6 protein-coding genes are annotated in these 14,036 nt (G+C 38.0%); 2 read left to right on the top strand and 4 right to left on the bottom strand.

Translation table 11 applies throughout. The annotated features are described in order from the left end of the window. Positions 1-348: 348 nt before the first annotated feature. Positions 349-1,464: a porin gene (locus PR800_RS00925; RefSeq protein WP_272529969.1), complete on the top strand. Its 1,116-nt coding sequence runs from the start codon at positions 349-351 to the stop codon at positions 1,462-1,464. Between the two features lie 407 nt (positions 1,465-1,871). Continuing rightward, positions 1,872-3,062, top strand: a complete 1,191-nt coding sequence (locus PR800_RS00920; RefSeq protein WP_102138495.1) for an amino acid aminotransferase — start codon at positions 1,872-1,874, stop codon at positions 3,060-3,062. A gap of 102 nt (positions 3,063-3,164) precedes the next feature. Here the strand turns inward: PR800_RS00920 and PR800_RS00915 are convergent, their stop codons facing one another. The 4 genes from PR800_RS00915 to ldtD all read right to left on the bottom strand — a co-directional run bounded on the left by PR800_RS00915 (position 3,165) and on the right by ldtD (position 14,009). Next, the gene (locus tag PR800_RS00915; protein ID WP_272529967.1) at positions 3,165-10,403 is read right to left on the bottom strand and encodes an anthrax toxin-like adenylyl cyclase domain-containing protein; all 7,239 of its coding nucleotides are present in this window, start codon (positions 10,401-10,403) and stop codon (positions 3,165-3,167) included. Between the two features lie 229 nt (positions 10,404-10,632). Then, positions 10,633-11,280, bottom strand: a complete 648-nt coding sequence (locus PR800_RS00910) for an MBL fold metallo-hydrolase (RefSeq protein ID WP_102138493.1) — start codon at positions 11,278-11,280, stop codon at positions 10,633-10,635. Between the two features lie 39 nt (positions 11,281-11,319). Next, positions 11,320-11,868 (bottom strand): YcbK family protein, encoded by a 549-nt coding sequence (locus PR800_RS00905; RefSeq protein WP_102138492.1) that lies wholly within the window; start codon positions 11,866-11,868, stop codon positions 11,320-11,322. Positions 11,869-12,257: 389 nt separating this feature from the next. Then, positions 12,258-14,009 carry a L,D-transpeptidase gene (gene ldtD / locus PR800_RS00900; protein ID WP_239978483.1) on the bottom strand — a complete coding sequence of 584 codons (1,752 nt, stop codon included), beginning with the start codon at positions 14,007-14,009 and terminating at the stop codon, positions 12,258-12,260. Positions 14,010-14,036 lie beyond the last annotated feature (27 nt).

Genomic DNA, 14,036 nt, shown 5'->3' with positions numbered 1-14,036 from the left:
CAATTCTCTTTTTGCGAGTGGTAGATAACCGCTTTACATTCGCTAAACTGCTCAAAAAAAACTCAATTTGTCTTTTGAAAAAGTTCCCTAATTTTTGTAATATTTTTTAAACTGGTACGATGAGTGGTTATTTATTGGTCTATTTTTTACATTTTGAAACACCTTGTTACCATTTGTTTCAGAAACTTTGATTTTGTAGCACTTTGAGGGTAGATAATTTTATTTAGCAATGGAACACTGGTCGCCGACATAGACGACACTAATCTCTCACAAATAGTTCCAATTATTTTTTGCGAATTATTTTTGGCAGTGGCAGGTGTCCGAATAACACCAATGAGGGTAATAATAATGATGAAACGCAATATTCTTGCAATGGTTATCCCAGCTCTGTTAGCTGCTGGTGCAGCAAACGCAGCTGAAGTATACAACAAAGACGGCAACAAATTAGACGTTTACGGTAAAGTTGACGTTCGTCACTACTTTGCTGACAACAAAAAAGCGACCGCCACCGATCGTGCAAAAAGTCAAGATGGTGATGATTCACGTGTTCGTTTAGGTCTGAAAGGTGATACTCAAATCACTGATCAACTGACTGGTTTTGGTCGTTTCGAGTGGGAAACTAAGACTAACAAAACTGAAGGCAATAACGACAATAAAAACCGTTTAGCTTACGCTGGTCTGAAATTTGCTGATTTCGGTTCAATCGATTATGGCCGTAACTACGGTGTTATCTATGACACGAACGCATGGACCGACGTTATGCCTTTATGGGGCGGTGACACTATGGCTCAGTCTGACACATTCATGACTAGCCGTAACCGTAACCTGTTAACTTACCGTAACAACAACGCATTTGGTTATGTTGATGGCCTGAGCTTCGCTCTGCAATATCAAGGTAAAAATGGCGACCAGAATAAATCTGGCGGTAAAGAAGCTTGGGAAAACAATGGCGATGGCTATGGTTTATCTTTAGCTTATGACTTAGGTTGGGGCGTAACACTGGGTGGTGGTTATTCAAACTCAGCTCGTACAGCATCACAAAAAGTTTCTGAAGCAGACGGTAAACGTGCACAAGCTTGGAACGTTGGCGGTAAATTCGACGCTAATAACGTATACTTAGCGGCAATGTACGGTCAAACTCTAAACACTACACATTATGGTGTTGATGATGAAATTGCTAACAAAACTGAAAACGTTGAGTTAGTAGCGCAATACTTGTTCGACTTCGGTCTGAAACCATCTTTAGGTTATAACCAATCTAAAGGTAAATCATTACGTAATGGTAATGCTGGTAATCAAGATCTGGTTAAATATATCTCTGTAGGTTCTTACTACTACTTCAACAAAAATATGTCTGCAGTTGTTGATTATAAAATCAACCTGTTAGATAAAAACGACTTTACTAAATCAGCAGGTATCAGCACTGATAACGTAGTTGGTTTAGGTCTGATCTACCAATTCTAATTATCAGTTAACTGATAAGTTAGAAAACGGTAACATGTTTTTGTAAGCAGCGCTTCGGCGCTGCTTTTTTATTTTTTCCCCCTCCCTCAGCTGCCCACCTAAAAACACCTAAATTATCGGTAAGACAGACTGATTCACCACCTTTATAGATATTTATGGTTAGATTACATGCAATTCCTACCTAGCTCACAAGATCTCGCCAATTTTTGGTAAAACGGTTGGCAAAAAGCCTTTATCACGTTAACCTGAGAACTCGACTCGTTCGACTAAACCCGTTTTCAGCTATATCCATCAATTTCAGTTGTATGGGCTGTTTACAAGCAAGGATAGCCAAAAGCATTCTCACTTACGCCTTCATACACTGTAAATTGTCTTGGGTACCACTACAGAGCTTTGGAATCGACAACATGTTTGAAAAAATTACTTCTGCCCCTGCTGACCCAATCTTAGGTCTTGCTGATAGTTTCCGTGCTGATCCCCGCGATAATAAAATCAACTTAGGTATTGGCGTCTATAAAGACGAATCAGGGAAAACCCCTGTGCTTGATACCGTTAAAAAAGCAGAAAAATTCCTGCTGGATAACGAAAACACCAAAAACTATCTTGCGATTAGCGGAATGCCAGAATTTGGCCGTGTAACACAAGAACTGTTATTCGGTGCACAACATGAAATTGTCACCTCAAAACGTGCACGTACAGCGCAAGCACCGGGTGGTACTGGTGCACTGCGTATCGCTGCAGATTTTATTGCTAAACAAACCAACGCAAAGCGTGTTTGGATCAGCAACCCAACTTGGCCTAACCACAAAAATATCTTTGAAGCAGCTGGTTTAGAAGTTTTAACTTACAACTACTATGACGCTGCCAAACATGGTATGGATTTCGACGGTATGCTTAACAGCCTGTCATCTGCTGTGGCTGGTGATGTGATTGTTCTACACGGCTGCTGCCATAACCCAACGGGTATTGACCCAACGGCTGAGCAATGGACAAAACTAGCTGCATTATGTGCAGAAAAAGGTTTATTAGCAGTTTTTGACTTTGCCTACCAAGGTTTCGCAAAAGGCTTAGATGAAGATGCCGAAGGCCTGCGCATTTTCACCAAAAATAACCCTGAAATGATTGTTGCAAGCTCGTTCTCTAAAAACTTCGGTTTATACAATGAACGTGTTGGTGCTTGTACCATCATTGCCAAAGACAGTGATAACGCAGAGCGTGCATTTAGCCAAGCTAAAGCGGTTATTCGCGCCAACTACTCAAACCCACCAGCACACGGAGCGGCAGTGGTGACAACTATCCTTTCTGATGAAGTGTTAAAAGCGGAATGGATCCAAGAATTAACCGCAATGCGTGAGCGTATTAAACGCATGCGCCAACTGTTAGTGAAAACATTGGAAGAAAAAGGCGCTAAACAGGACTTCAGCTTCATTATCAACCAAAATGGGATGTTCTCCTTCAGTGGCTTAACAAAAGAGCAGGTAGAGCGTCTACGTAGCGAATTTGGTATCTATGCTGTTAGCTCTGGCCGTATTAACGTGGCAGGCTTAACCTTAGAGAACATGGTTCCTCTGTGTGATGCTATCGTTAAAGTGCTATAATCATTCAAATTTGTTGATACTTAACCTTTTGAAAAGAATAAAACAGCATCTTTAATATCATGCCAGTCAGTAGCATTACTGACTGGCTATTTTTATCAACAACTATTTAAGGTGGCTAAGGAAGCGCTCAGTTATGTGTACCGCCCCCCAATTCTTTCTATAATTACTGTTATTTATACTAAGGTCGAGATTACTTTCATAATCAATTCGCTCCTCAACAAGCAACTGAATCAAACGGTCGATGGTTTGCTCTATATGTTGTTTTGATAATTGCTGGTAACTATTGAGATGACGCACCTGCATGACACTATTCATTGACCCAATATGGTTGTTATGGGATAGCGTCACCTGCCTGCCGCTCTTTGAGCGATATGTTGTTTCAGCAACCTTATCTGACAATTGTTCATAATTGACTTCATCAGTATCAAAATCAATTAGTACCACCTGATTACGCCCCTCAAAATCAGTGATCTTCACATCTCCTTTACCATGACCACTGACAATATAGAGGTCGTCCCCTTGAGCTGCCCCTAATTGGTCTTTTCCATCTAAAGAGATGAGCACATCTCGATGCATACCTTGAGCCAATAAAATATCATTACCTTGCCCACCATATAGCACATTTTCACCACCAAGGGTTATCAACTTATCGTTACCACTCTCGCCTTTGATAATTCGCCCATGTTGAGTCATATCCATAACGTTATCATTGCCAGCTAACGTATCAATAAGCCAATTATTTCTAGAGTTTTCCTGATGTAATACAATACCATCATCTCTCAATGTTAGGTTTAAAGGTCTAGCTTCACCCTTATTGACTACCACGCCATTTAATGTGCTTGCAAGCTCATCAACCGGTTTCCAAGTCGTGAATTCCCCTGATTGTTTTGCTTTATAGAGTTTTTCAGATAAATAATTAGTGAGAGTCGTCATCCCGTCAGCGGTAGAGGAGTTAAATTTTTCGTCCAGCCTTTCATAGTGATGAATGTTAAAGTTCCCTTCATCATCATGAGATACCTTAATTTTTACCAATTTACCGGCTGCTGAAACATAAAGTTGATATTTTGAATCACCACCTTCAATTTGTTCGCGTTTAAAATTGACCAAGTGAATATGGTTATTTCCAATCTGGTCTTCAATATAAACAACACCAGGCTGATGACCATCAATTAAGTAGTGGTCATCACCTGCACCACCCATTAACGTATCGTTTCCTCGACTGGATAACAGTAAATCATCCCCCGAGCCACCACTAATAAAGTTGTCCCCAGCACCACCATATAATAGGTTATTTCCACCGTTGGCTTTAATATTATCATCACCATCTCCTCCCAGCAGGACATAGCTTTCTGAGCCCTTATTGATAATAGTGTCATCACCATTTTGAGCATCAATGATATGCTTTTCGGAGTGATAGCCCATTGGCAATATAATTTGATCGTCACCCGCACTACTTTCTTTAACTGGGTTTACTGGTGATAGGCTATTTTCCTGTAAATTGGCTTTAAATAAGTTGCTATGCTTATCTTGAACTAAGACAACATCAGAGAGATTATTGCCCACATTAGTAAACTTGATAGTCAATTTTTTTTGCCCAAATTTATCTAAGCTGTATAGCTGTCCATCATCCATATTCAGCGAATAACCATTTACAGTAGGCAATAATAGGCACAAGCTGTCCTTATCCGTATAGCTGTTATTAACTTTAGAAAAATCGAACTCAACCTCACCGTACTCATCTTTATTTTGTACAATTTGATAGGTATCTATTCCATGGCTAACTTCAATATAACTACCTAATTTTATTAGTAGTAATACATTGTTTTGGCTATTTCCACGGTAGGTTAAGTGTTCAGCATGACCTATTGGAATAAACCGCCCCCATTTAGGCGCTTTATAATGGCGAGATTGATCTATCGTTATGGTACCTGTTGACTCATCTATTTTGACAGACTTTTCGTCTTTAGATGCTAATTGATCCCCTTCTTGTATATAGCTTAAATTGAAATACTGGTTAGGATGTTTTTCATCTATTACCGTTGTCATCATCCAACCATCAAGGGTTTGTAACCGATATACATGGTGGGGCGTCTTCGAATTAGCATCTTTCACATTTTCGAGAACAATAATGACTTCACTTTCCACATTTTGAAAAAAGTGGCCATCAATACTATTTTTGGGTTGTTTAACTGTTAAAACCAAGTTGTTGCCGTCTAGCTGAACTTGCTTTATTTCATTAAAAAAATACTCTAAAGAGACTCGACTTTGTTGGCAATTAGCTTCTTTTATAACCACTTTCGCCTGAAAATTATGGCGACTTTGTGTATAAATAGGGTTTAGCTGTTTTCGCGTTTTAACTGCTTTTTCTTTTCCATCAAAATAGCGCTCTGTAAGATACAAGTTGTCAGCATGGTCAAGCCACTCATAACGGCGAATATGGTAACTATCATTTCCCTCACCACCAACAGCAATACCTTGAGTTAAAATGAGTTTATCATCTCCTCCTTTCCCCTCTAATCTGTCGTTTCCTAACCCACCATCTAATATGTTTGCCGTATCATTTCCCTGTAAACAATCATTACTATTCCCTCTTACCATCAGGTTTTCCATGCTTTGTAAATGGGCAACGGGAGTATAGGGATGATTTCCTTGTCGCTGATAGTGCAATATATTTCTGTTGAGATCTGCATACACACGATAGCCATCTGGTAGGCTATCAATAATGACAGTATCCTGTCCTCCTTGGCCATCTAGGTACTTAGTCGGCTTCTTTCCCCCTCGAGAGGTTAACGATGCTAAACAGCTATCTCGAATAAAAAATAGATCGTTTTTATCTCCCCCTGCAAAATACTTCTCACCTGATAGTACTTGAAAAGCATTTTTCTGTGTTTTTTTACCAATTACAACGTCATTACCATTAGCCGTATTCCAGCTAGTCCCTTTACTACTGGCATTTTCAATATATAAGGCTGTTCGTTGAATGTTATTCACTAAATGCTCACTGAAAATACGTTCGTTTTCTCTGAATATCTGTTGCCCTAATACTCCAAATTCGGTTTTTTTCGAATAAAAACTAATTTGTTCTGGATTGGAATTTATTAACTGACCTTGAAAAGGTATTGATAATTCATCATTTAAAATTTGGTGTCGTACTTTAAATTCATCTAATAACAAGTTTTTATAAGTAGAATTTAAAGAATAACGCTCATGAGTAGCTATACTACCGGTATTTTTAAGATCAAAAACCTCTTTCTCTTTTGATTTAATAAAAAAATCATGGTGAATAGACAGCCCTATATCTTCATAAAGATGCCCTAAACTTCTAAACCACGCAGTTGTTCTGACAATTTCATTTTGTAAAATGAACTCAATTTCTTCAGCAGTAAATGAAGGCGCTTCTTTGCGTAAAAACCGCACTGTCGTATTTCCTGCCTCTACATATAAATTCCCCAACTTGCCATAGAAATAGTTATCATTATTATCAACCAGATAATATCGAAGCTCATTTTCATAGGTAGGTTTTTCAATAATACTGAGATGGTGATCAAACCCGGCTTGCGCAATATTATTTTCAAATAAAGCCAGATCCATATTCCAATCTTGCTCTTTGAAAGCATTAATATAATGTTGTGTATTTATTTCTTGCTGAGTACGTATGGTTGGGTCTAAACCTAAAGCACCACGGATCCCCTCCTCTAATTCACGATCCCAGTCAATATCAATAACTCCTTTGATGTTTTCAACCGCACGAACACCGTTATAAACCCAGCCCCCCACCAGCAATATACCTCCAATAACTAACCCAGCGACAGGAATAACAGAAGAACCCACTAAAATACCAATAATGGTAACCCCATTGACCACTGCGCTAGCAATAGAGAAAGATGCGTTTACGATAAGATCTTGGCGTTGTTTCGGGTCTGTGACACTGTCTAATTTAGATAAACTATCGTAGGCTTGGTAAACATCAATTCCCATCCCGACCAAATTGAAAATCACGACTGTTCCCGAGGCAATCCTCGCACGAACCAACGAAGTTGCTCCCTTACTGGAGGCAATATTTAATAGCATCGGTCGCACTATCATATCGCCATAATTAAACAAGGCAGATGCTGCAAGTAAATAAAACTGTTTTTCTAACTCTTTAATTTCCTCATCACTAATATCGGGGTTATCTAATTTATCCAAAATTGCATACGCGCTAATCAAACTTTGAATAGCTCCGGCTGTCCCCATTATTTGCCCTGAACGATTTGTCAAGCGTCGAAGTTGAGAAAGCCTCTTACCTTCTTGACGAACCTTAAATAAAACAGAAGAAGAGATAGCATCTTGCTGAATATCAATGTTATTCGCTAAGTATTCAAACTGTTTTCTTAATACACCCGACTCAGTAAAGTTAGTTTGGCGCTCAATTAATTGGTGGATATCCGCAGATTTTAATTGCTCATGGAACACTTTAATAAAAGAGAGATCTTCTTTCCCACCTTCCATTAATGTGAAATACATCGCTAGCTTATCTGGGGAAAAACGAATTTTATGATGTAGATCAGGGCTATTGATATCACTTAAGGAAATCGTTTTTCCATCAATAGTGGCACCTAATTGTTGTAATTTGGCAAACGCAATTTTTTCACCATTAATAGTGACCCAGCAGTTTTTTGGTAATGTAAATTCAGGTTGTTCAATAATTGATTGTCGTTGGTTACGTAAAGAAGATAATGCGCTTTTAAAATCCGTAGAGTCTAAATCAATAAACTGGAGATCTGCTCTAAACTCACCATCAGAAAATTCGACATTTTCATTAAAATAATGCTTAATTCGCTGTTTGAATTGTTGTTGAGCTTGCCAAGAAGTCTTATTTTTTACACTAAGCTGGAGTCCTTGGGGATCAAACAAGCTAATTTCGTAACCGCCATAACGTTGCACATGAGTTACTGTGTAAGTGACCGATTTACCCTTTAAGAATATTATTACGTTATTGGTATCCTTAACTGTTGAAAATAAATTTCTTATCGGTTGATCCGCTATTGATATTCCATTTTTATTAATCTCAGTATTAATATCTTGGCTGTACTGTGCCATCTTCATCAACAGAGATTTTTCTGAAGATGTCGATACCTTTTTCACTGTGACTCTCTCTATTTGTGCTTTGCGTTCTATAAAATTTCGAGCTGAGTCACTCCCCGCTAAATACAACTCAACCGCGTATACTCCCCCCAAAATTTGGTCCATCACTCGACTTTGAGGGCCTGAACGAATAACCCCATGGTCCACTAATTCAACTTTACTACCATTAATTAATTGTTGGTTAAACTGAGCCAATCGCTGTTCTTGGTTATCTTCATAAATACTAAATGCCTCTGCAAAAGAATATTGTTTTAACGACGCATTTTCTCCAATAAAATTGGTTGGAGATAATTTACTAAACTCCATCAATTTATTATTAAATAGAATAAATTTATGATCATCTGCAACTATCGCTAAAATTTTTCCTTTATCGACCCCACTACCTGCAGGAAATAGCTTCATTAATAACGTCTGTGAACGCTCACTTAAGTGATTTAATATCGATATGTCATCTCTTATCGCGGATAATAATGTCTGAATGTCAACCGCTTGTTGTTGATAACGACTTGATAGTTTAAGTTCAAATAATGACTCTAGTGATAGTATATTATCTTCAAATTCTAGACTTAGAAATTCATTTAATTTTCGGTTAACTAATGGATCTGACACCACGATTTTTAATTTTTTAACATCAATATTTCCATTTTCATCGGAAAAGTACTTCAATAAATGAGCGTGTTCAGTCTTATTGATTTCTTGAAGCGAAATTTCTTTTAGTGCTATTTTTTCTAATGTATTAATAATCGAATGATGTGAATTTTCAACTATTTCCAGTCCATTTGTTTTTTTGTTTTTATTCAAATGGTTATCAAAGAGATCTGCATTCTTGATTTCTGTTCCGTGCTCTTCTGCAAGAGTAGGTTTACGCTTATTGTCATCTAGATGGATATCTTTGAATTCATCATCAATATCTGTAATAAATTTATCATTGGATTTTTTATTACTTTCTTTACTTTCAGCATTATCATTAATGCTTTTTTTTCGGTTAATTAATGCTAACCCTTTTAAATAACTATCTGATATTTTCCTTTTTGGTTCAAATAATTTCCCATTATCACCTTCGCTCCATCTTTTATTTAATGGGGCACGATATCCCTGATTAATTAACAATTGTTGAAAATTAGATAATTGTTCTACATTATCAATAATAATAGAGCCATTAGAATTCATTGGAAAATAAGTCTCAATTGATTCAGTTGTCCCTTTAAGTTTATTTTTTCCTTTCAAATTTTCAGGTAAGAAAAAAGTTATCGGAAAATTTTCACTCATAACGCTGGCTGGGTTAGCATCATCAGCACCGTGATGGACTAATTCAAATCCACTCTTTCGGCCTAGCTGGTGATTCATCTTATCCTTGAGCTGTTTTATTTTCTTATTACTAAAGCCGTTATCCTGTCCCTCATAGCGATCATATTCAGCTTTATTATTAAATAATTTTTTTTCCTTTACTGATAATTCATCATAATTGACACTAGCCTTCCATTTTTCCCAAGATGGCATTTCTCTCACATTGATATAATGCTCTAAATCTGATATTGGAAATATAATGCTAAATAAATCATAATCTGCCGTGATTGGCCTACCCGTTTTAGTATCACCAATAACAAAGAACTCAGTAAACTGTTCGTTTTCCAGATAGTAAACTTTCCAGCTATCTGATGTTTTATCCGCATTTTTTTTCAAGAAAAAAACTTTTTCGATGCCATCAACAATGGATGTAGTACGATAATAACCCTCATCATTGATGAGTTCTAATGGTGAGACAGCACTAAGTTGACATAATTCATTTATTCGCTGAGTGCTAATCTCTAAATGGACACTAATTACCTTACCGGATTGAATTAGCCCTTGAAGCTGGCGATTAAGTTCGTCACTGTTAGCTCGGCCTGATTTTTTAGCAAACTCCTGTTGTACTGGGATAAAACCACTATGAGGCCCCCAATCTGCACTTTTACCTTTGATAGCCAATCCCTTACTACTGTACTCCCCCGACTCAATTAAATTCGTTGATTTAGCATCTATCGGCCGTATACCAATAATAATATTTTCTTCACTCGCTATTTTCGTAAAAATGTGTTGATGACTAACTGGAATGCCCGTTTTGACTTGCGGGGTTGTTTCTGCCAACGGTTTAAGTTGTAAATTGATACTCGAATAGTCTCGTCCTGTTTTGCCATTACCTTGAGTTGCAGCGTTAACATCCTTATCATCCATGCTCTTATTTCCCTGAAGATTGTAATTTCACTAATTATTTCAATTAATTATTTGTTTATTATTAAAACAAACAATTATTTGTTCGATAAGAAAATAGCAAAATTCCAGGCATTCCCAAACTAAGTTGGGAACAATTAGGACATAGTGTTAGTGATTATTTTTTATGAGATGATTAATAGTAAGTTATAAAAACCCCCTGTAATTAAGGGGGTTAAGTCAGATTAGATAATTACCAAACGGGTAACTCATCTTGCAAGAAAGGGTTTGTTTTACGCTCAAAACCTAAATTTGACATGGGGCCATGTCCTGGAATGAACTGAAAATCATCACCTAGAGGTAATACTTTGTTTTTTATAGAGGAAATTAAGTCTTGATGGTTACCGCGTGGAAAATCACTTCGGCCGACGCCCCCTTTAAAAAGGACATCACCCATTGAAATTAATTTATCGGTGTGATTCACAAAAATAATGTGGCCGGGTGTATGACCAGGACAATGCAGTACATCAAATGTAATATTGCCGCAAGTCACTTTGTCCCCTTCTTCTAACCAGTAATCCGGCGTAAAGTCAGGGCATTCACCAATATAAAACATCGCATTTTGTTCCGCGAGGTTTTCAATCCAAAAGGCGTCTTCTTTTTGTGGGCCATAAATAGGCACTGAAAAATGCTTAGAAAGGATAGCTGATGCGCCGATATGATCAGAATGGCCATGCGTTAACAGAATTTTAGTTAACTTCAGCCCAAGGTTTTCAATAGCAGAAATTAATTTTTCAGCTTCTCCGCCGGGGTCAACAACGACTGCATCTAACGTATTTTCATCCCAAATAACGTGGCAATTTTGCATAAATGGTGTTACTGGGATAATAGTATATTTCATCGAGCAATTACTCCGTAATCTGTGTCACCTATGCACAGATTACCACGTTCTTGCAGGTCCTGTATCAATATGTATAAAATTGCTTCGAGGATAATAACCAACGCCACCCGCTTTCATTTTTAGCGCAGCTTTGCGGATATTACTCAGTTGTAGCCCTTCGATATGGAAATCCATCGCTTGCCCACGGGTATGGTAACTTTTCTTTGCCACGCCAGAGCTTTTACTACGCAATTTATTGTTAGTCTCTAAAGAACGATAACCAGAGATCAGTTGGACAGGTTTGTTTGTTCCCATCATCATTTGTAATAAATAGATTTGGTCAAACAGTTTTGGGTCAATAGTTTTTACTTTGTCGCAACGGTAGTCACGGAAAAAATGATTTAAACGCGCTAATTCAGACTTATTATAACGGCGTCCGTCAAAAAACTCGGTTTTTAGCGATTCGCCTGTATTAATGTTTTGAAAACGCAAAATACGTGGTCGAGGGGTCGTCATCGCAGCAAATACATGGCTTGGTAATAAACTAAGGCCAACTGTTGCGGCCCCAATACCTAACCACTTTCTGCGGGATTGATCAATTATATCCATAGGTGATAGCTCAGACTCTAATATTTTCAGTATTAATCAATAAAATTTTGGCAACCTATTGAGTCTAGCAAATCATGCTTATCTTTAATGTATAATTATGTAAAGATATGCATACTTCGCGGAAATTTTATTGCATTTTTCGTCAAAAAGAGAGTTTTATCACTAGAACTGCTCGAAACATGCAATTTAAGACACAAAACATGCTGCCTTTATCAAAGATAAACAAAATAGTAATGATTGAGGAACCATAAAACAACGGAATAAATAAGATAAAAACGGATTCTAGAGGTAAGGTCACAGAATGGAAATGTGTAAAAAACAGCGCTCAAGCAGTTAACTCTTAAAATAATTAAGGGGAGAAAATCCCCCCTTCAAATTAAAACCTACAATTAGTGTAAAATCTTTTTCAATATTGGCAAATATTTATCTGCATTATTAATCGAATTATCATACTGATAAATATCGGCTCGATATTGTGGTTGCTGGTCTTTATCTATCCAAGCAGTTTGATAGTACAGAAAAACTGGGATCCTATCGGGTATATTCACATACCGTGTTGACCCCTCTTTCAACGCACCATCAATGCGTTTTTGTTCCCAACCTGCATCACCTAATAAAATACTGGCTAATTCACTTGCCTTATTCACTCGCACACATCCAGAGCTTATTGCACGCGCATTGCGATTAAATAAACTATGGTTTGGTGTATCGTGTAAATAAATCGCATCTGAACTCGGCATATTAAACTTATAGCGCCCTAATGAGTTAGTCGGGCCCGGTGCCTGTCGAATGCGATATGGAAAATTAGCTGGGGTGATATTATCCCAATCAATAGCATATGGGTTAATTTCATATGAGTCCGCTCCCCAACCTGAATAAACCGTATACCCTTTGCGGCTAAAATAACTTGGATCTTGTTTTCCTCTTGGAGCAATATCTTTACGTGCCATACTGGTCGGCACACTCCAAGGCGGGTTAATGACTACGTTATTTAGCGCACTGCTCATGATCGGTGTTTTGCGATCAGCACGGCCAACAATCACTTTAGAGTCTAAAATCACTTCGTCATTTAAATAGAAATCTAAAGAGTAACCAGGAATATTAACTAAAATCCCTGTCCCACTACTTGCAGGTATAATACGTAAGCGTTGAATATTGAGTGCCATTAAACCTGCTTTCTGCTTAGGCTGCATGTTTAACCAAACACGCGTGCCTTTTCCAACAACACCGTCTGCTTCTAAGCCATATTGCAATTGGAATTTTTTTACCGCATCGACGAGTTCTTGATCATATACTTTCGACACGGAGCTCGCAGGTGCATCAAGTGTTCCTGTCGATTCAGCGGTTTGTTCAGTTGCCAGTTCTGCAACTTGAGCCATTGTTTCAGGAGGTGCGATGTCTTCGGTTACATTTCCACCTTCAAGTAACCCTTCACGTTGCAAGATTTGACGCAAAATAACCACATCATCGCTAGACTGCCCTGGCTTTAATGTTTTCGTCCCCACAATTTCCAGGTTATCTTCCGGGATCGCCAATAATTTCAACATTTCTTTGCGCATTGGCAAATACATTGGGTGACTCGGGGCTTGCGATTTAACCCAGCCACTTAAATTATTAGACTCGACGGCATCTATCCATGGTTTCATTTGAGCGGCCGTTGGAGCAATAATTTTATAAGGCCGATTGGTGTATAACCAATATTGCCCACTCGCTTCTATCGAAGATAAATACTGTAAATAGCCAAGCATGGCATCAGATAAAATAACGTCACGGCCTAGCTCATTTAACTGGTTATTTTCCAGTATCGCTAGCCACTCCCCAAATTGAGGCTGAACTCCAGAAAGGGATAATTCTGCCAGTTGTTGCTGAAATTGGCTAATTGCCGTTTCATCTTGCCACAATAACTGCATTTGCCTATCAGCGTATAATTTTGCTAATTGCGTAGAAAAAATAGGTTTCACATCCGCAGGAAGCGACTGTGTTATTTTGACTAAACTTTCTGTAGGTGTTACCGAAGCTATCGTTTGAACTTCAGAAACACTTTGCTGCGTATTTTCTTCATTTGAGAATGCGGGAAACTGTAACGCCATCAACCCGCATATTACCGAGACTTGCAGAGCTCTCACTCTTCTCTTTGCCATACATCCACCTTAATTTACAACATGGAT

It is taken from the genome of Providencia sp. PROV205, from assembly GCF_028479505.1.
Lineage (GTDB): Bacteria > Pseudomonadota > Gammaproteobacteria > Enterobacterales > Enterobacteriaceae > Providencia > Providencia huaxiensis.
This window is presented reverse-complemented; position numbering and strand designations above follow the sequence as displayed.